The sequence below is a fragment of the Gordonia sp. NPDC003376 genome (assembly GCF_053589235.1).
This window is the reverse complement of sequence record NZ_JBSFRM010000012.1, coordinates 17041-35798: the sequence shown is the minus strand read 5'-3', so window position 1 is coordinate 35798 and position 18758 is coordinate 17041. Positions and strand designations below refer to the sequence as shown.

The following is an 18758-nucleotide window of genomic DNA, read 5'->3' as shown; positions in this document are numbered from 1 at the left end:
TTGCGGCGGAGGGGGCGGAGCAGTTGCGCGAGGCGGCAGGCATTGTGGAAAAGATTGGCTATTCAAACAACTTCGGGAATTGCGTCGAAGGAACCGAGCTCCACTCTAAGGTCTCCGCTTTGATCGATAATTGGAGGTCCGAACTCAGACGTAGTGGAAATGATCTCACGAGAATGGCTCAACAATGCGTAGCAGCCGACACTGAGCTCGAAACTTCCGATTCACATAATGCGTCTGTACTCGAAACCTAGGAAGTGTTTCGTAATGGCCGGAATTATCACAATTGCCTCATTTCTTGTTGTCGAATGCGAAGTTGAGGGCACCGCTGTCCCGGTCACTACAGACACCCCAAGCTCATCGCCGATAGCTGCGATTCGGCAAACAGATTCCCATGGTCGGCCACTTCCATTTCGTACAGAGTTCCCAAACCGTTGGAGCCGAAACAACGACGGATCCGACTACGAACCATGCACCGAAGTTGCCGACAGTATCATTGAATCGCTCGGCGGTGACCCTTCTACGGTCACCGATGTCGCCATCGCCGATTTTCAAACTGCTCGTGGATGTCAGTGGCTGCTTGGCCCAGCATCCACCCCATCGATTTCACAATCTGTTGGCAACTCGAGCTCAATTTCAGAACACAAGGCCGAATTGGCGCGCATTGTCGATTGGCTTCCTGATGAACTAATCAACAACCGTTCCGTTGCAGTCGGATCAATCGGTGAGGGCGAATGTTCAACACTTGTTCAATCAGGCCGGGCACACGTTGTTACGTCATACTCCGACTTAACCGAAGCTCCCCCTCCCCTCCCCACCCTCTGCGCCAAGGCCCTCGAGTTCACTCGTGCGACCATCGACAAGATGCCGCCGTGACATGGCCGAGAAGTGGTTGCGTTTCGGCTCGGCTTCCGGACCAGAACGCAACCACTTCTTTGCCTATGCGGAGACGGCGTCCGCCTTCTCCTGCACGTCGGCGGCAGGCAGCTGCTTGGTGAACTCGAGGTTCGGGTCGGCGACGTCCATGGCGAACGACTTGCGGTCCTTGTAGTAGCTCATCGACATCGACCACGGCTCGGAAACACCCTGCCGCGGAAGCCAATCCATCGAGCGCTGGACGTAGCCGGCGCCAAAGTCGAGGAGCGGGCGGGTCTCCATGGTGGAGTCGGCAATCGGCCGCACCGCCGGGTAGCCACGCGCATCCATGTAGGCGAGCAGCCGGACGAAGTGCTCGCACAGCAGGCCGACCTTCAGCGTCCACGACGAGTTGGTGTACCCGATGGCCAACGCAAAGTTCGGGATACCGCTGAGCATGAAGCCGCGGTAGACGATCGACTCGTTGATCGCGATCGGCTCGCCGTCGAGGTTGAGCGTCACCCCACCGAACAGCTGGAGGTTCAGACCCGTTGCGGTGACGATGATGTCGGCCTCGAGCTCCTGGCCGCTCTCGAGCAGGATGCCCTTCTCGGTGAAGGTCTTGATCCGGTCGGTGACCACCGACGCCTTGCCCTGCCGGATGGTGCGGAACAGGTCGCCGTCGGGCACGGCGCACAGCCGCTGATCCCACGGGTTGTACGGCGGGTTGAAGTGGGTGTCGACGTCGAAGCCCTCCGGCAGCAGCTTCTTGTTGACACCGCGGATCACCCGGCGTGCGGTCTTCGGAAACCGCTGGCACGCCTCGAAGATCACCCGCTGCTGCAGGATGTTCTTCCACCGCGCGAGGGCATATCCGCGCTCGTCGCCCAGGACGGCGCGACCGATGTTGGCCACCGGATCGTGTTTGGGCAACGGCAGGATGTAGCTCGGCGTGCGCTGCAGCATGGTGACGTGACCGGCCTTCTCGGCCATCGCCGGCAGCAGCGTGACGGCGGTCGCGCCGGACCCGATCACGACGACCTTCATACCGGCGTAGTCGAGATCCTCGGGCCAGTGCTGGGGATGGATGATCTGCCCGGTGAAGCGGTCGCGGCCCTCGAACTCCGGGGTGTACCCCTCGTCGTAGTTGTAGTAGCCGGCGCCGGAGAACAGCCAGCGAGCCTTGATCTGGGTGGTCTCCCCGGTGTCGCCGCGCTCGACGTCGACGGTCCAGCGGCACTCCGCCGACGACCAGTTCGCCGAGATCACCTTGTGCTGGTAGCGGATCTTGTCGGCGATACCGTCCTCGTCGATCGCCTCCTGCAGATAGTCCAGGATGCGCGAGGCGTCGGCGATGGACTGCTTGTCGGTCCACGGCTTGAACGCGAACCCGAAGGTGTGCAGGTCGGAGTCCGATCGGATACCCGGGTACTTGAACAGGTTCCAGGTTCCGCCCATGCAGTCGCGACCCTCCAGGATCGCGAACGAGGTCCCTGGCAACTGGGTGGTCAGATAGTGGGCTGCTCCGATCCCGGAGATCCCGGCGCCGACGATCAGCACATCCAGTGTGTCGACGGTGGTGGCGGTTTCGGTCACTGATGTCTCCTCGGATTTCGGCCGAATATGACATCCGGCGTTGTCAGGTTCCAGAATGCCACTGTTACGCCCATCACACCACGTGCATTCTGCCCACAATGGCTCCACTCACTGTTACAGTCTGCCCCATATGACCACTCCTTGGCCGACGACGTCGCCGACCGTCCGCGACCTCATCCGCCGCGGCGCCGAACTCATCCTCGATCTACCCGCCGACTGGGTCAAGGAGATCCACGAGGCGTCCCTCAGCGGCGACCGCATCCGGGCGGTGGCCGAGGACCCCGTCCTCGCCGACGGTATCCGCCGCACCAACCTCGCCAATGTGATGCGCTGGGCCACCTACACCGCCGCCCATCCCGGCGAGCGCGTCCCGATCGCGATCACCCCGGAGATCCTCACCGGCGCCCGTGACCTGGTCCGACGCGGCCTGGACGAGGCATCTCTCGACGCCTTCCGGACCTCACAGGCGGTGGCGTGGCGCCGCTGGATGGACATCGCGTTCGACCTCACCGACGACCCGGTGGTCCTGCGTGAGCTCCTCGACGTGTCGTCGCTGGCGATCTCGACGTTCATCGACGACACCGTCAACGCCATGTCCGAGCGGATGCGCGCCGAACGCGAAGAACTCACCCGGGGCACCCACGCCGAACGCCGACAGGCGGTGTCGCTGGTCCTCGAGGGGGCGCCCATCCCGCACGCCCGGGCCGAGGCGCAACTCGGGTATCGGCTGTCCGGGCCACAGGTCGCCGCGGTGGTGTGGAGCGTGGTCCCCGACGCGACGGAGATGCTGCAGGCGGCCTGCGACGTCCTGGCCCGCGCTGCCGGCGTGACCACCCGCCTCACCGTCGCGGCCAGCGCATCGTCGTGGTGGATCTGGCTGCCCACCCACGAGGTCGGCACACCAGACCTCACCGGCCTGCCCGACGTCCGGGTGTCGCTCGGCCGGTCCGGCGACGGCGTCGACGGATTTCGTTCCGCGCACTTCCAGGCCGTCGCGACCCAGCGCCTGCATGCGCAGCTCGGCGCCCGCCGCCGACAACTCGTCGCCTACGACGAGATCCGACTGGTCTCCCTGCTGATCCGCGACTCGGCCCCCACCGACGAGTTCGTCGACGACACCCTCGGCGATCTCATCACCGCCGACGACGACCTGCGCACCACCATCCACACGTGGATCTCGGTGCAGTGCAATACCTCCCGCACTGCCGAGCTGCTCTACACCCATCGCAACACCATCATCCGGCGACTCGCCCGCGCCGATGAACTGCTCCCCCGACCGCTCGCCGAGAACATGGTGGACGTCGCGGTGGCGCTCGAGCTCCTGCGCTGGCGGGAGTGAGGGGCGCGCACGGAGCCCGTCACTCCCGACCGTTCTGCAACCGCACCCCACCCCAGATACCGGTCATCCGGTTGCCACGGCCCCACGCCAGGCATTCCTCGCGAATCGGACATGAGGCACACACGCTCTCTGCGTAACCGGAATCGTCTGTGGGGAACGGGAACCAGGCGTCGGGGTTCTCCCCGGGTGCCGCGCAGCGGGCCTGCGTCCAGTCGACGTCGAGCGTCGGGAGCAGCAGCGCGGTGAGCGGGACGGGCAGCGGGCGGAGATCGAATGTGGTCATCCGACAACTCCTTCCGTCTGTGGCGGGCCCGTCCCGCTCACCTCATGGGGTGCGCGCCCCGAGGGCGAACAGTTCCCAGACCTCTTTCTGATCGGCCGCCCACGGATCGTGGACGAAGGGCGCATGCCGCATCGCCATCCCGGCCTCGCGCGGGGTGCGGTCGGCCTTGAACCCGTTGCACGAGCGGCATGCCGCGACCTGGTTTCCGAATGTGCTGGCGCCGCCGCGCGATTGCGGGACGATGTGGTCGACGGTGTCGGCCGGACCTTCGCAGTAGGCGCAGATCCACTGGTCGCGCCGCAAGATCGTCTGGCTCGACGCGTGCGAATCCATCGTCTTGCCGGCATATGGCCGGTAGGCATTGTGCTTGATCGCGACGACCCGATGGATCGGCAGGGTCAGGGTGGGTGAATGCACCACCCGCACAAGTGGTGTGCCCTCCATGTTGCGGGCGACATCGGTGGTCAGCAGGATCGCGGCGCGACGCCAGGTGACGCGCGCCAGGATCTGGAGTCCGGCGTTGGTGACGAAGACGGTCATGATCACTCCTCGAGACGATGGCAGGGAACCAGCCACCCGCGGAGGATCAACCCTCGGTGAGATCAGCCGATCGGAGTCGGCGCCTCTCGGGTGGCGCGGCCGCGGAACATTCCGCGGACAGGGCTGTGTTTCGGCGACAGTCGATACGTCGACAGCTCACGCCGACAACCGAATTCGTTGCCATCTCGACGCGTCGTTTCGACGATCATGTGCGCCACCTCCTCTCCGTGCTCGTTCATGTGCAGGCGTGCCCACGGTATGGGCATCCGGGCCGGTTGTCCAGTGATTTCGTCGTGAGGAGGCGGATCGCTCGGGGTCACCGGATCGGCCGGACCTGCGACGATCCCGACGTCGGTCCACCTCGGCACCGCCCGCACCACCCGGCCACCACACCACACCCTCCTTCCGAATTAGGGCAACCTAAGTTAGGCTCTGCGGGTATGGCCGCCCCCGAACTCGGTGAGATCCAGGAAACGCTCCTCATCCCCCTCTACGGCCGCGCCCGCGACGCTGCCGAGTCGGGTGGAGGAGTCCTCAAGGACACCAAAGCAGTCGAACTGGTCGACGCCATCGACTACGACTTCACCAAGTTCCGCGGACCGTCGCTCGGCGGTGCCGTGTTGCGCGCATCGATCTTCGACGGCTACATCCGCGAGTTCCTCCAGCGGCACCCCGAGGGCACCGTCGTCGACCTCGGGTGCGGGCTCTCCACCCGTTACGATCGCCTCGACAACGGCCGACTGCGGTGGTTCGATCTTGATGTCGACGACACGATGACGTTGCGCAGCAGGTTTTTCGACGATTCCGACCGCTACACGATGATCGCCGCCTCGCTCTTCGATCCATCCTGGCACGAGCAGGTCGCCGAACGCGGCGGCCCCCTCATGCTGGTCAGTGAGGCAGTGCTGCTGTACTTCTCGGAGTCCGAGGTGTTCGACGTGCTGCGCTCGTGGGCCCGGCGCTTCCCCGACAGCCCGCTCGCCCTCGACACCGGCGGCCGCCTGATGATGCGGTCACAGGACCGCAATCCGGTCTTCAAAGCCGTTCCGGCACGAATGAAGTGGGAGTGTGACGACCCGAATACGCTGGAACCGTACGGGTTACGCCTGGAGCAGTCCCGCACCCTTGCACAACCCCAGCCGGAGGTGGCGACAACCTGGCCGGCCAGGTACCGCCACGGGATGCGGCTGATCGGCTGGACCCCGATGGTCACCGGGTACAAGATCAACCTGTTCGCACTGACGTCGTAGGCGGGCCGCACCCACACAGGAGCAGAATTCGAGCTCCCCATTCCGTTCCCGATCATCGGCGCCGCCAATCGGGAACGGAATCGGTACGCGGGAAGCCGCCGTCCAGGACACCGCCGAGCCGACGGTCAGAACTCCGCTGCAGACAGTCCCAGCCGGTGACACACCATGCGCTCGACGACCCTCGACATACCGCCGAGGATCAGCGAACAGCAGGTCAGCACGACCACCGCCGCCCACAGCTGGTCATAGTCGAAGGCGGTGCCGGCTTCCACCATGAGGTGTCCGAGCCCGTTGTCCAACGCCAGATACTCGGCCAATACAGCGCCTGCCAGTGATGCCGGGACCGCGATGCGCGCGGCGGAGATCAGCGCCGGAACCGCGAAGGGTATCCGTGTTCGCAGGACCGACGACACATCTCCGAACCCGTTGACCTGCATCAGATCCAGAGCACTTCGGGGTGTCCGGGACAACGCCGCGTCGAGGGTGATCAGCATCGGGAAGAAGCCGACGAGGGCTGCGGCGACCGCGGCCGTGGCCGACCCTCGTCCCAGAACGGTGATGACCAGCGGGAGGATCACCACGAACGGCGTCGCCTGCCCGAACACCGCCAGTGGCAGCAGCGCTGATCGGGTACCGCCGACCACGGTGAACAGCACAGCAACGGCCAGTGCGGCAACGGTGCCGATGACGAACCCGAGTCCCGCGTGCATCAGAGTGGCCACAGTCTCCTCCCACAGCGTGGTCCGTGTGGAATCCGTTGCAGTGCGGAAGTATTCGATGATGTCAGCCGGGGTTCGCCGAATGAACTCCGGGACAAAGGGGCCGGCGAGGACCCCGTACCAGACCGCGAGAATGGCACCGGTCGACAATCCCAGCGACACGCACTTTCTGCCGATCGTCGGCTCCGGAAGACGTAGAGGTGTGGTGATCTTCGGTGATCGACCGGAGACCCGGTCCGACACGGATCGGGCGAGCGCGAAGACCGCGCCGACGGCGACCGCAGTCGCCAGGGCCATCGCCCAGGTGCGCGTGGTGAGGCCGGCACGCTGCGAGGTCACCAACGCGACTCCGACGCCTGTGGTGCCGCCCATCATCTCGGCGATCACTGCGCCGAGTACTGCCGCGGGGACCGCGAGTGCCATTCCCGTGGCCACGTTGGGGACGGCCGAGGGCAGATAGATCTTGCGAAATGTGCTGATGGGGCCAAGTCCGGCGACCGCGGCCACCTCGACCGAGGATCGGCTGGCGGCGGCCAGTCCGGTGACCGTTGCCAACGTGGTGGTGAAGAGAACGTACACGGCAGCAACGGTGATCCGAGGGATGAGTCCCGAGAAGATGGTGGTCAGCACCACCGACAGTGCCACCACGGGGACCGTGTAGGCCAGCATTGCCGTGTTCAGCAACGGTCGGGTGAGCATGCGGACACGTCCGGCTACGATCCCCAGGGTGATCGCGACGACCACACCGATCGCGTATCCGATGCCGGCCGACGTCGCCGTGGACTGCAGGTTCGTCGCGTAGAAGGCCACGCCGTCGGCACGGATCTGGGTCACGATCATCGACGGGCTCGGAACCGTGGCGGTGCCGAACACCGCGCAGGCGAGGGCCCAGCCAAGGCAGCCGACCGCCACTGGCAGCAGCACACTCACGATCGAGGACGCCGAGACGGCGGGCACCGGCCTGATCCGGATACGTGCAACTGGGATCTCGACGGTCATCGATGCAGTCCCAACAGCAGATCACGCAAGTACTTTGCATGGCCGTTGAATTCCGGCGTATCCATGGTCTCCGCCGTCCGCGGCCACGGGAGGTCGACGTCGATGGTCTCTGCGATACGTCCCGGCCGTGGCGACAGGACCACGATCTGCGTCGAGAGGATCACCGCCTCCGTGATCGAGTGGGTCACCAACAATGTGGTGAATCGCTTTCCTTCCCAGATACGTTGCAGTTCGAGATTGAGACGCAATCGAGTGAACTCGTCCAGCGCGCCGAAGGGCTCGTCGAGGAGGAGCAGGTCCGGATCTGCGGCCAGGGCCCGAGCAATGGACACTCGCTGCTGCATCCCGCCGGACAACTCGTAGGGCCGCGCTCCGGCGAACTGCTCGAGTCCGACCAGATCGAGCAACTCCGCTATACGTTTGCCGGTGTGCGACTTGTCGCGACGGCGCTCGAGCGGAAGCGCGACGTTGCGTTCCACCGAGCGCCAGGGCAGCAGCGACGCGTCCTGGAAACTGACGCCGAGCCGCCCCGACCTGGCGAGGGCAGCCGGGGACTCGCCGCCCACCGAGACCGTTCCGGCCGTGGGCTGTTCGAGCCCCGCAGCCATTCGCAGCAGGGTGGACTTGCCGCACCCGGATGGACCGAGCAGTGTTGTGAACGATCCATCCGGAACCGTGATCGTGACATCGTCGAGCGCCTGCATCGTTCTCTTACGATTCCCGTATTCCTTTGACACAGAATCGAATCGGAGCCCCTCGGTCATCGTGAGGTCTGCCCCATCGGCGTCGACGTGCGACTGGATCGCGGTCATTGCGCGATCTCCGGATTCTCCGCGTAGATCTCGTCGACGATACTCAGGTCGAACAGGCCGTCGACGTCAACCGGAACGCCGGACTTCCGAAGAGATTCCACGGTCGCCGAGGCACGGTCGGGGGTGACCTGCAGGACCCTGTTCGTGGTCCCCGGAACAATGATGAGCGGGGCCATGGCCTGGAGCTTCGCCGTTTGGTCGTCGAGCGTCAAGCCCAGACTCTCACCGTAGTGGTCGACGATCACCGACGCCGTACCGGACGGATCTGCCGCAGCTGCCTGCCATCCCAGGATCACCGCGTGGATGAGTTTCTTGACCTCATCACGACGCGACGTCAGGCTGCTCTCGTCCACCATGATCGTCTCGCCCACCGACGGATAGCCGTTCTTGTCGAACGGCATCGAGACATAGTCGACGCCCTTGGTCTTCAGCGTGACCTCATCGTTGGTCACGAATGCCAGGTATCCATCCACTTTTCCGGTCGTCAGCAACGACAGATCATAGTTCGGCGGAACGGTTTTGACCGATTCGGGATCGATCCCGTTGACCGCGAGGAATCCCCGCCACGGCGTCATGGCGGTGGGCTCGACCGCGATGGTCTTACCCACCAGATCCTGGGGGCGGCGGATCGGGTCGCCTGCCAGGGACAGCACGGTGTACGGGTTCGATTGCAGGGTCGCGGCCACGATCTTCAGGTTCGCGCCACCCTTGTTCGCCGCCGCGGTGACCTCGGGCGAGGACACCCCGACGAGTGCTTTGCCGCTGGCGACGATGGGGTCAGGAGCGATGTTGCTGCCACCCGGTTGCAGTTGGACGTCGCCCGCACCGGTCTTCGCAAAGTACTTGTCGACCTCTGCCAGCACAGGGCCGGCGGCCGCGAAGTCGTAGACCCAGTTCAGCTGCATGGTCGGGGCAGCCGTGCCACCGGTTGTCGAGCACGCGGCCACAGTCATGGCCGTCCCGAGGGCGACAACGCCACAGGCCGCGTTCATGATGCCGCGCAGAAAGTTTCGTCGGTTCATCTCTTCCTCATTGACGAATGCCAGGAAGACCCGTTCATGCCGCACGCGTGTGATCGGTACGAGGTGCGCTCGGTCGATCACGACCGGGGTTCAACAGGTTGCCTCATGGACGTAGCTGGTCGCACACCGATCGGCCGGGCCCTCCCGATCTCGATGCACATCGGCATTCAGATTATTGCCGACAGCATTCAGATTGCGGGTGTCGAGTTACAGGGAGGTTTCCTTCGGGTCAAACCTTGTTGCCGGCACACCCGCAGCGCTCACGACCCCCGACGCAGAGGCCCCACCGCACCAACGACTCGACAGAACCGACGACCTCAGCGCTCACGACGACGAGCTATCACATGCAGCAGACTCGTGCCCGCGGGATCCAGTGCAGTCCAGCGCGAACGCGAACCGGCGCGACAGAAAATCACGTCACGGCGACCCAACACCCACTCCCCGCCGTTCTCGACCTCCACCCGCAGTTCCCCGGTCATCACGTACGTCGCCGCCTCGGTGATGTGGTCGAACCACTCGGAGTTGTTCTGCTCCGGCAGGATGTCGAACTCCGAGATCTCCAGTTCGTGGTCGGCATCGGTGAACAGCAGACGGCCTGTCGACGACACCGCGCCATCGACACTGTGGATGGGATGGCCCTCACCGGAACGAAAGACCACAGCACCGGGAGTGACCGGCTCATCCGGGAGGAGGTCGCCCGGCGCCACCCCCAGGGCCTTGGCCAGTTTGTACAGACTCAGCATCGACGGCGACGACACACCACGTTCCAGCTGACTCAGAAACGGCTGCTTCAGATCGGCGAGCGGAGCCAGGGTGCGCATGGACATCCCCTGCGCCACGCGCAACTCACGGATCCGTGCCCCGATGGCGCGCGCCAGGTCGGAATCGTCCCGTGCGGCAGTCGGTCCGTCCACACCGTCGAACCGATCACCGTGAACACGCGACTTTGACACCTGCGAAACCTCTTCGTAATACATCAAGCTCAATCTGATTGCTGTGAACAGTCAGTGACTGCTTGTATGCATCTTACTGGTCCGCTCGCCTCAGCTTACTGGCTGTCCGCGTGCCGGGCGACCACCGACGACAGCGTTCACATCGCCACAGGACCACATTCCAGAACCGACCCTGCCGACACAGCGACGTCGGCGTCCGAGAGGAGCCCCCGTATGGCACGCACCGTACCGATCATCGACCTGACCCCATTTCGGTCGAACACCGACACCCAAGGCGTCGTCGACAAGGTCCGGGCCGCTTGCACGAACACCGGGTTCCTGGTCGTCACAGGACACGGCGTACCCACCGAGCTCGTCACCGCCGCGACTGCAGCCGCTCGCGAATTCTTCGACTCCCCAACCGATGTGAAGCGTTCGTACCGCAATCCCGGTCGGGGTTCGGGATACGAGGAGTTCGCCAACATGTCCCTGGGCCAGTCGCAGGGAGACCTCGCGCCGGCCGACCTGCGCGAGGGATACACCGCACGTCGGGTCGACATCATCGATTGGCGCTCGCCGGTGTGGGGCGCATCAGAGCCCGATACCGCGCTGAGAGAGACCATCTCGAACTACTACTGCGCAATGGACCAGCTGGCCGACACCATCATGGAGGTGTTCGCACTCGCCCTCGATCGGCCCCGAGACTTCTTCCGCGCGTTCACCGACCGACACGACAGCCAGGTCGCGCTCTATCACTATCCGCCGATGTCACGAGAGCCGCTCCCCGGCCAGCTGCGCGGCGGCGCCCACACCGACTTCGGCAGTCTGACACTGCTGCATGGAGATCCGTCGGTGCATGGCCTGGAGGTCTGGAACGGGACCGAGTGGGACGCCGCGCCGATCGTGGCGGACTCCTTCGTGGTCAACATCGGAGACCTCATGCAGCGCTGGACAAACGACACGTGGAAGTCCACCGTTCACCGGGTCGCGAACCCCGCGGACGGCGACTGGGACAAGACCCGCTACACCATCGCCTTCTTCCACCAGCCCAATCACGACGCCGAGATCACCAGCCTCGACCCCGTGCATCCGGCCAAGTACCCGACGGTCACCTCGGGCGCGCATTTCACCATGAAGCTCGAGGCCATGGCGCTCACCTGACACGGCACTCATCCGAGATGGCACCCACCCGACAGTGCGATACGAGTCCCTACCGACGAAACCCGGAGAAAACCCTCAGCATGACACCACTATTCGAAGTTCCCACCATCGACATCAGCCCCTTCATCCGAGCCGGATCTCCAGACGAGAAGCGCTCGGTCAGCGCCCAGATGGACCAGGCATGCCGACAGGTAGGCTTCGTCCAGATCGTCGGACATGGCGTTCCCGCAGACGTTCTCGCCGGCCTCGCCGATGCGGTCGACGCCTTCTTCGGTCTGCAGCTCGAGACCAAGAAGACCTACCGCGTCGACGGCGCCAATCGCGGCTACAGCCCCCCGCGCAGCGAAACACTCAGTCTGAGCTTGGGTCTGGAGTCGACGAGTGGGATGAACGACTTCTTCGAGGCATTCAACGTCGGGTCGCAGGCCGGCGACTTCCCCCAACTCGATCTCCCCCAGCCCGACTACGCGCCGAACGTCTGGCCCGATGTCGAGGGGTTCCGTGCAGGCGTCGAGGCGTACTACGCCGAGGCCGCACGGGTCGCCCGGACACTGACCACGATCTTCGCGCATGCGCTCGGTCTCGACGACGGATTCTTCGAGTACCTCACCGACCACTCGATCGACGTCCTACGGATGAACAATTATGCTCTGCCGCAGGGGATCACAGCCCCGGATGGCGACATCACCGGCATGGGCGAACACACCGACTTCGGATTGGTCACGGTCCTGTGGGCCGACCAGGTGCAAGGACTCCAGGTCCTCGGGACCGACAACACCTGGCACGACGTCGCTCCCGCCGATGACGCGCTGCTGGTAAACCTCGGCGATCTGACGGCGCGACTGACCAATGATCGATGGATGTCCACCTTGCACCGCGTCAAACCACCGATCGTGGACGGTACCGTCGTCCGACGCCGGTCGGTCGCGTTCTTCCACGACGGCAATTTCGATGCCGTGATCGGCACGCTACCAAGCCATCTCGATCTCGCCGACGGGATGGCGTACGAACCGATCACCGTCGGCGAGCACATCAAGGCCAAGCTCGCGGGTTCGCGTCAGGGAAAAGCGAACACCCAAGCCGTCCGTGAGGCGGCCCGAGTTCTGAGCGCTCAGGGAACACCGGCGCGTTGACGACACATCTCGTCCTGGTCCATGGCGCGTGGGCTGGTCCCTGGGTGTGGGATTCGATCCTCGATGCGGTGCGCTCGGCCGGTCACCACCCACACGTGGTCACGCTGCCGGGAGTCGGCGACCTGTCCGGTCCCGTCACGCTCGACGATCTCGCCGACACCGTCGTCGCGCAGATCGACGAGCTCGACGGGGACGTCGTCATCGCGGGGCATTCCGGGGGCGGGATCGTAGCGACCGAGGTCGGCGAACGCATTCCCCATCGGGTGGCCGGAATCGCCTATGTCGCAGGGATGATGCTTCCCTCCCAACTCGGCTACGTCGGCCTGTGCGAGCAGATGGGCCTGACCGCACCGCCCGGCGTCGGCCCGTACCTGACGGGGATCGACACCTGCTTCGGCCCCGCCACGGCGGTTCCCCCGGAAGTGGCCACCGCGATCTTCTTCCAGCTCGCCGGGCCGGATGCGGCGATCACTGCAGCCCGGCGGCTCGGTGTCCAGCTCGAGTCGGCTCGCCGCATCGCTCCCGTCTGGACCGCCGAGCGCTACGGCCGAATCCCCACGCTGTACATCGAGGCGACGCAGGATCGATCGCTCCCGCTTCACATCCAGCGCCAGATGCAGGCCCTCGTACCCCCGACCGCCACCGTCACCCTCGATTGCGATCATGCACCGCAATTGTCTTCGCCCACCGAACTCGCACAGACGCTCATCGCATTCTGCGAGACAGAAGCCCGCGGCTCGCACATCCACGGTGTCCCGGGCGGCAATCCCTCCGACAAGTAAGGACTCGACCAATGCTCATCTACAGCGCTCCCTCGACCGCGACGTCGATCCCCGTGATCGACCTCGCCGAGAGCTTCTCCGACGATCCCGAGGCCCGCGGGCGCGTCGCTTGGGAGATCCACAAGGCCAGTAGAGACACCGGCTTCTTCTACGTCACCAACCATTATGTGCCCCAAGAGATCATGGACGGGCAGCTTGCCATAGCCCGCGACTTCTTCGACCTCACGCTCGACGAGAAGATGACCGCCGACGCGCGCCGGTCCCCGTGCCTGCGTGGATATGAGGCGATGGCCATCCAGGCACTCGACGAGGGCTCGCAGCCAGATCTCAAAGAGGGTTTCCAGGTCGGTCGTGACCTCGCCGACGACCATCCCTACGTGGCACGCGGATTCGCCAACCACGGAGCCAACCAGTGGCCAGAGGTGATGCCTGCCCTCCGTGGTGTGACCGAGAACTACATCGAACACATGCGCTCACTCGGCACACACCTTGTTCGACTCCTCGCTCTGTCTCTCGAGCAACCGCAGGACTACTTCGATGCAGCACTCGACGAGGTGGTCGTGACCACACGCATGCTCCACTACCCACCGCAACAGTCCGTCGGTGCCGGAAACCAGCTGGGCGCAGGGGCTCACACCGACTGGGGATTGATCACCCTGCTTCTCCAAGACGAGGTCGGCGGCCTCGAGGTCCAGAACGCCGACGGCGAGTGGATCCGCGCACCGCACATCCCTGGGACATTCGTGGTCAACCTCGGCGACATGGTTCCGGTCCTGACCAACGGCCTCTACCACTCCACCATGCACCGGGTACTCAACTGCTCGTCCGCGCGAGATCGCTACTCGGTCCCCACCTTCTTCGATCTCGACTACGAGTACGTCATCGAGCCGGTCCCGTCATGTGTCGCCGACGGTGTGCCCACACGCGAGCCCGTGACGGTGGGCCAACACATCGCGGAGATGTTCCGGCGGACCTACACCAACGTGAGCAGCGAGATCTCGTAACCACATCGTCGCGCCACCTCCGCACCGTTCCGACGCACCGTGAGAAAGAAGGCCATGTCCGTCACCCTCGGCTTCGTCAGCATGATCTGTAGGGACATCGACCACCAATCCGGCTTCTACCGTGAAGTGTTCGAGCTTCCCGAGGCCACAGAGCTCTTCTCCGAACATTTCTGCGCACTCCGTATCGGACCGACGATCCTCGCATTCCACTCGCCGGCCGCAATCGACCTGCTCGGCCTTCCCGCCGACACCGAGCCCGGGAACTCGAACAACTCCTTCTGGACGTTCGAAGCCGAATCCGACGACGCCGTCGGAACACTCACCGACCGGGCGGTGCGTGTCGGAGCGGCCGTGGTGAAGGCCCCGTATCGCACCTACTACGGTGCGTGGCAGTCGGTACTGTCGGATCCTGAGGGAAATGTCTTCAGGATCAACCGGACCGATGCCCGGCTGCCGGGCTGACCCGTCCGCCGTCGTCGGCGGGAGTCCCGGCCGCCCAAGACGGTGGTCGTGAGATCGACTGTCGGACGAGCGCCCACCGCTACGCGGCTTCCCACTCCCCCATCCCGTTCCCGCTCATCGGGCCCGATACGCGGGAACGGAACCGGTACGCGGGAGGTCACCGCCCACCCGCTCCGGACGGAGATCCAACCGGCGGAGGAGTTGCGCGTTGAGCGCCACCACCACCGTCGACGCCGACATCAGGAGGGCACCGACGCTCATCGGCATCACGAAGCCTATCGGCGCGAGCACCCCGGCGGCGAGCGGCACCGCGATCAGGTTGTATCCGGCTGCCCACCACAGGTTCTGCTGCATCTTGCGGTAGCCGGCGCGCGACAGTTCGATCACCGACAGCACCGACCGCGGGTCCGACGACGCGAGGATCACCCCGGCCGACCCGATCGCGACGTCGGTGCCCGCACCGATCGCGATTCCGACGTCGGCCTGCGCCAGCGCGGGGGCGTCGTTGACGCCGTCGCCCACCATCGCCACCGTGTGGCCCTCGTGTTGCAGCTCGGCAACCTTCGCGGCCTTGTCCTCGGGTCGCACCCCGGCGTAGATGCGGTCCACGCCGAGGTCGGCGCCGACGCTCTCGGCGACGGCCTGGGCATCGCCGGTGATCATCACGACCTGCACTCCCCGCGCGTGCAGGGCATCCACAGCGGCACGGGATTCGGGCCGGATCTCATCGGCCAGCGCCAGTGCGCCGATCACCTCGTCGCCGTCGAGGACATGCAGGATGATCGCGCCCCGCGCACGCCACGGCACGACGTCTGCCAACTCCGACAGACCGTACTCGGCGAGCAGATGCGGCCCACCGACATGGATGCGGCGACTGTCGACGAGCGCCGACACCCCCACGGCCGGCGAAGCCGTGAACCCGCTCGCCCCCGGTATCGGGCGGCCGAGCTGCTCCCCGGCACGCACGATCGCCCTCGCGAGGGGATGTTCGCTGTCGGTTTCGGCCGCGGTGGCCAGGGCCAGCACCTCGTCCGGTTCGTGGCCGGGGGCGGCGGCGACGTCGGTGACGACGGGCTCACCCTTGGTGAGCGTGCCGGTCTTGTCGAAGAGGACCGCGTCGACGGTGCGCATGGTCTCCAGCGCGAGACGGTCGGTGATCAGCACGCCGCCGCGGGCGGCGCGTTCGGTCGCGATGGACACCACCAGAGGGATGGCCAGCCCCAGGGCGTGCGGGCAGGCGATCACCAGCACGGTGATCACGCGGACCACCGCGTCGTCGGGCATGCCGAGCGCCGTCCACACGATCGCGGTGAGCAGCGCGGAACCGAGCGCGTACCAGAACAGCCAGCCGGCCGCGGTGTCGGCGAGACGCTGTGCGCGTGACGACGATGCCTGGGCGTCGGCGACGAGCCGTCGGATCCCGGCCAGCGCGGTGTCGTCACCGGTCGCGGTGACCTGCACGCGCACACCGGAATCGGTGGCGATGGTCCCGGCCACCACCTTGTCGCCGGTCTCCCGGCGCACGGCGATCGACTCACCGGTCACCATCGATTCGTCCATCGCGGCAGCGCCGTCGACGATGACGCCGTCAACGGGCACCGAGGCGCCGGGCCGGACGATCACCACGTCACCGACGGCGAGATCGCCGGGCGCCACGGTCACCACCTCGTCGCCGACCACCTTCTCCGCCTCGTCGGGCAGCAGCGCGGCGAGCGAGTCCAGCGCCGACGTCGTCTGGGCCAGCGACCGCATCTCGATCCAGTGGCCGAGCAGCATGATCACCACCAGCAGCGCCAGCTCCCACCAGAAGCTGAGCTCGTGGTCGAGCAGATGCAGCGTCGATCCCCAGGACGAGAGGAACGCCACGGTGATCGCCAGCGCGATCAGCAGCATCATGCCGGGCCGGCGGGACCGGATCTCGCCGACGGCACCGGTGAGGAACGGTCGCCCACCCCAGAGGTAGATGACGGTGCCCAGGACGGGCGGTATCCAGGTGACCCAACCGCCGTCGGGGAGCCGGTAGCCGAGTAGATCGGCGAACATGGCGTCGAGGCCGACCGTCGGGACGGCCAGGACCAGCATGATCCAGAACAGTCGGCGGAACTGCCCCACGTGATCGGACATGTCGTGGTGCGACATGTCATGGCCGGCCATGTCGTGATCGGCCATGTCGTGATCGGCCATGTCGTGATCGGACATGTCGTGGCCGTCTGCCATGTGGTGGGTGTCGTGGTGGGCCATGTCGTGACCGGCGTGGTCCATCACGACCGGATGGTGGTCGGGATGCTCCGTCATGATCGTCACCGTATACCCCTTGGGGGTATACGGCAACCGCTGTTCTCCCGAACCGCACCCACCGACCCTGAGGTGCGCCTAGACTCTCGGTGAAACACTTGGAACATTTTGTTCCAATGGCCGGATCGAGGGGACCCGGCCGACGATCGCGGGGAGGCCACGATGCCAACGGCAACAAAGCAGATGCAGAAGGTGCTGGCCACGGTCGGCAACGCCTACCCGAGCCGCGACGTCCCCCTCGCCGACCCACCGCCCGGTTCCGGCCTCAAACCCGTGATGGGCAACCAGGGCCTTCCATTCCTCGGCAACACCCTCGACGCCCTGTCGGATCCGCTGGGCAGCGCGATGAAACGCTACGAGAAGTACGGACCGGTGTCCTGGTCGGGGGCGGTCGGCATGAAGATGGTGACCCTCGTCGGTCCCGAGGCCATCGAGGTCGCATGGATGAACCGCGACAAGGCCTTCTCCAGCGAGCAGGGTTGGGAACCGATGATCGGGCCGTTCTTCCGTCGCGGCATCATGTTGATGGACTTCGGTGAGCACATGCACCACCGGCGCATCATGCAGCAGGCCTTCGCCCGCCCGCGGCTCAACGGCTACCTCGACATGATGACCCCGCGGATCCAGAAGTCCCTCGCCAATTGGGATGTGGGCAAGGGATTCCCGATGTACACCCGCACCAAGGAACTGCTCCTCGAACTCGCCTCCGAGGTGTTCGTCGGATCCACGCTGTCGGAGGCGGAGAACCATCGCCTCGAGGATGCCTTCGAGGCCGCGGTCCGCGGCGGACAGGCCATCATCCGCGCCGACGTCGGCAATTTCACCTGGGCCCGTGGGCTGCGCGGCCGCGAACTGCTCCAGGAGTACTTCCGCTCCGAGATCGCGACGCGCCGCAAGGGCGACGGCGACGACCTGTTCACCGTGCTGTGTCACAGCGAGGACGACGAGGGCAACACCTTCGGCGACGAGGACGTCGTCAATCACATGATCTTCGTGATGATGGCCGCCCACGACACCAGCACCATCGCCCTGTCCATGCTGACCCACTATCTGGGCCGACACCCCGAATGGCAGGAGCGGTTGCGCGCGGAGTCACTCGCCCTGGGCAAACCCGCCCTGGACTACGACGACCAGGACGCACTGCCCGGCCTCGACCTGGCATTCAAGGAGACCCTGCGGATCAACGCACCGGTGGGCATGCTGTTCCGAAAGGCCATCGCCGACACCGAGATCCTCGGTCACCACATCCCGGCCGGCACCCTCGTGGCCATCCATCCGTGGGCGACGATGCTGCGGGAGGAATGGTGGCCGAACCCCAGGCACTGGGATCCGGATCGCTTCTCCGCCGAACGCCGCGAGGACAAGGTGCACCGCTTCGCCTGGGCGCCGTTCGGCGGCGGCGCGCACAAGTGTATCGGCCTGTATTTCGGTGGCATGGAGGTGAAGTCGATCATGCACCAGATGCTGCTGCAGTTCGAGTGGTCGGTGCCCGCCGACTACCGACTGCAGCTCGACTACGGCACCGGCCCCACTCCGGGCGACGGGCTGCCGATCGATTTCCGCCGCCGCGGCTGACC

At 65.4% G+C, this 18758-nt stretch carries 17 protein-coding genes; 9 read left to right on the top strand and 8 right to left on the bottom strand.

Annotation, left to right across the window (positions count from 1 at the left end; translation table 11 throughout):
- Positions 1–264 precede the first annotated feature (264 nt).
- Complete coding sequence (locus ACWDUA_RS14055; protein WP_449751620.1) at positions 265–873, top strand: DUF3558 family protein; 609 nt, start codon at positions 265–267, stop codon at positions 871–873.
- 63 nt (positions 874–936) lie between these two features.
- Here the strand turns inward: ACWDUA_RS14055 and ACWDUA_RS14050 are convergent, their stop codons facing one another.
- On the bottom strand, positions 937–2448 hold the full coding sequence (locus tag ACWDUA_RS14050; protein ID WP_449751619.1) for a flavin-containing monooxygenase: 1512 nt from the start codon (positions 2446–2448) through the stop codon (positions 937–939).
- Positions 2449–2578: 130 nt separating this feature from the next.
- On the opposite strand from ACWDUA_RS14050, the gene ACWDUA_RS14045 reads away from it, so the two are divergent.
- Positions 2579–3787, top strand: a complete 1209-nt coding sequence (locus tag ACWDUA_RS14045) for a PucR family transcriptional regulator (RefSeq protein WP_449751618.1) — start codon at positions 2579–2581, stop codon at positions 3785–3787.
- A gap of 19 nt (positions 3788–3806) precedes the next feature.
- On the opposite strand, the gene ACWDUA_RS14040 is transcribed toward ACWDUA_RS14045, so the two are convergent.
- Complete coding sequence (locus ACWDUA_RS14040) at positions 3807–4070, bottom strand: WhiB family transcriptional regulator (protein ID WP_449751617.1); 264 nt, start codon at positions 4068–4070, stop codon at positions 3807–3809.
- A gap of 42 nt (positions 4071–4112) precedes the next feature.
- Positions 4113–4610, bottom strand: coding sequence for an HNH endonuclease (locus ACWDUA_RS14035; protein WP_053776976.1), 498 nt, complete (start codon positions 4608–4610; stop codon positions 4113–4115).
- Positions 4611–5050: 440 nt separating this feature from the next.
- Between ACWDUA_RS14035 and ACWDUA_RS14030 the strand changes: the two genes are divergently transcribed.
- Entirely contained in the window at positions 5051–5860 is an 810-nt protein-coding gene (locus ACWDUA_RS14030) for a class I SAM-dependent methyltransferase (protein WP_449751616.1), read from the top strand.
- A gap of 125 nt (positions 5861–5985) precedes the next feature.
- Here the strand turns inward: ACWDUA_RS14030 and ACWDUA_RS14025 are convergent, their stop codons facing one another.
- From ACWDUA_RS14025 to ACWDUA_RS14010, 4 genes are all read right to left on the bottom strand, one after another.
- Positions 5986–7578 (bottom strand): ABC transporter permease, encoded by a 1593-nt coding sequence (locus tag ACWDUA_RS14025; protein ID WP_449751615.1) that lies wholly within the window; start codon positions 7576–7578, stop codon positions 5986–5988.
- Positions 7575–8282: an ABC transporter ATP-binding protein gene (locus tag ACWDUA_RS14020; protein ID WP_449751614.1), complete on the bottom strand. Its 708-nt coding sequence runs from the start codon at positions 8280–8282 to the stop codon at positions 7575–7577. Before ACWDUA_RS14020 ends, ACWDUA_RS14025 begins: the two co-directional genes overlap by 4 nt.
- A 104-nt stretch (positions 8283–8386) precedes the next feature.
- Positions 8387–9412, bottom strand: a complete 1026-nt coding sequence (locus tag ACWDUA_RS14015; RefSeq protein WP_449751613.1) for an ABC transporter substrate-binding protein — start codon at positions 9410–9412, stop codon at positions 8387–8389.
- A gap of 317 nt (positions 9413–9729) precedes the next feature.
- Positions 9730–10365, bottom strand: a complete 636-nt coding sequence (locus ACWDUA_RS14010) for a helix-turn-helix domain-containing protein (protein WP_449751612.1) — start codon at positions 10363–10365, stop codon at positions 9730–9732.
- Positions 10366–10578: 213 nt separating this feature from the next.
- Between ACWDUA_RS14010 and ACWDUA_RS14005 the strand changes: the two genes are divergently transcribed.
- From ACWDUA_RS14005 to ACWDUA_RS13985, 5 genes are all read left to right on the top strand, one after another.
- Entirely contained in the window at positions 10579–11505 is a 927-nt protein-coding gene (locus ACWDUA_RS14005; RefSeq protein WP_449751611.1) for an isopenicillin N synthase family dioxygenase, read from the top strand.
- Between the two features lie 80 nt (positions 11506–11585).
- The gene (locus tag ACWDUA_RS14000) at positions 11586–12638 is read left to right on the top strand and encodes an isopenicillin N synthase family dioxygenase (RefSeq protein ID WP_449751610.1); all 1053 of its coding nucleotides are present in this window, start codon (positions 11586–11588) and stop codon (positions 12636–12638) included.
- Complete coding sequence (locus ACWDUA_RS13995) at positions 12635–13420, top strand: alpha/beta fold hydrolase (RefSeq protein ID WP_449751609.1); 786 nt, start codon at positions 12635–12637, stop codon at positions 13418–13420. Before ACWDUA_RS14000 ends, ACWDUA_RS13995 begins: the two co-directional genes overlap by 4 nt.
- A gap of 11 nt (positions 13421–13431) precedes the next feature.
- Entirely contained in the window at positions 13432–14424 is a 993-nt protein-coding gene (locus tag ACWDUA_RS13990) for an isopenicillin N synthase family dioxygenase (RefSeq protein WP_449751608.1), read from the top strand.
- 54 nt (positions 14425–14478) lie between these two features.
- Positions 14479–14886, top strand: coding sequence for a VOC family protein (locus ACWDUA_RS13985; RefSeq protein ID WP_059036703.1), 408 nt, complete (start codon positions 14479–14481; stop codon positions 14884–14886).
- A 114-nt stretch (positions 14887–15000) separates the two neighbouring features.
- On the opposite strand, the gene ACWDUA_RS13980 is transcribed toward ACWDUA_RS13985, so the two are convergent.
- Positions 15001–17181: a heavy metal translocating P-type ATPase gene (locus tag ACWDUA_RS13980; protein WP_449751607.1), complete on the bottom strand. Its 2181-nt coding sequence runs from the start codon at positions 17179–17181 to the stop codon at positions 15001–15003.
- Positions 17182–17343: 162 nt separating this feature from the next.
- Between ACWDUA_RS13980 and ACWDUA_RS13975 the strand changes: the two genes are divergently transcribed.
- Positions 17344–18756: a cytochrome P450 gene (locus tag ACWDUA_RS13975; RefSeq protein ID WP_449751606.1), complete on the top strand. Its 1413-nt coding sequence runs from the start codon at positions 17344–17346 to the stop codon at positions 18754–18756.
- Positions 18757–18758: the final 2 nt, after the last annotated feature.

Bases quoted from the DNA above. Each gene is read 5' to 3' on its own strand.
- ACWDUA_RS14055 (WP_449751620.1), top strand. From the start codon at position 265: ATGGCCGGAATTATCACAATTGCCTCATTTCTTGTTGTCGAATGCGAA.
- ACWDUA_RS14045 (WP_449751618.1), top strand. From the start codon at position 2,579: ATGACCACTCCTTGGCCGACGACGTCGCCGACCGTCCGCGACCTCATC.
- ACWDUA_RS14040 (WP_449751617.1), bottom strand. From the start codon at position 4,070: ATGACCACATTCGATCTCCGCCCGCTGCCCGTCCCGCTCACCGCGCTG.
- ACWDUA_RS14035 (WP_053776976.1), bottom strand. From the start codon at position 4,610: ATGACCGTCTTCGTCACCAACGCCGGACTCCAGATCCTGGCGCGCGTC.
- ACWDUA_RS14030 (WP_449751616.1), top strand. From the start codon at position 5,051: ATGGCCGCCCCCGAACTCGGTGAGATCCAGGAAACGCTCCTCATCCCC.
- ACWDUA_RS14025 (WP_449751615.1), bottom strand. From the start codon at position 7,578: ATGACCGTCGAGATCCCAGTTGCACGTATCCGGATCAGGCCGGTGCCC.
- ACWDUA_RS14020 (WP_449751614.1), bottom strand. From the start codon at position 8,282: ATGCAGGCGCTCGACGATGTCACGATCACGGTTCCGGATGGATCGTTC.
- ACWDUA_RS14015 (WP_449751613.1), bottom strand. From the start codon at position 9,412: ATGAACCGACGAAACTTTCTGCGCGGCATCATGAACGCGGCCTGTGGC.
- ACWDUA_RS14005 (WP_449751611.1), top strand. From the start codon at position 10,579: ATGGCACGCACCGTACCGATCATCGACCTGACCCCATTTCGGTCGAAC.
- ACWDUA_RS14000 (WP_449751610.1), top strand. From the start codon at position 11,586: ATGACACCACTATTCGAAGTTCCCACCATCGACATCAGCCCCTTCATC.
- ACWDUA_RS13990 (WP_449751608.1), top strand. From the start codon at position 13,432: ATGCTCATCTACAGCGCTCCCTCGACCGCGACGTCGATCCCCGTGATC.
- ACWDUA_RS13985 (WP_059036703.1), top strand. From the start codon at position 14,479: ATGTCCGTCACCCTCGGCTTCGTCAGCATGATCTGTAGGGACATCGAC.
- ACWDUA_RS13980 (WP_449751607.1), bottom strand. From the start codon at position 17,181: ATGACGGAGCATCCCGACCACCATCCGGTCGTGATGGACCACGCCGGT.
- ACWDUA_RS13975 (WP_449751606.1), top strand. From the start codon at position 17,344: ATGCCAACGGCAACAAAGCAGATGCAGAAGGTGCTGGCCACGGTCGGC.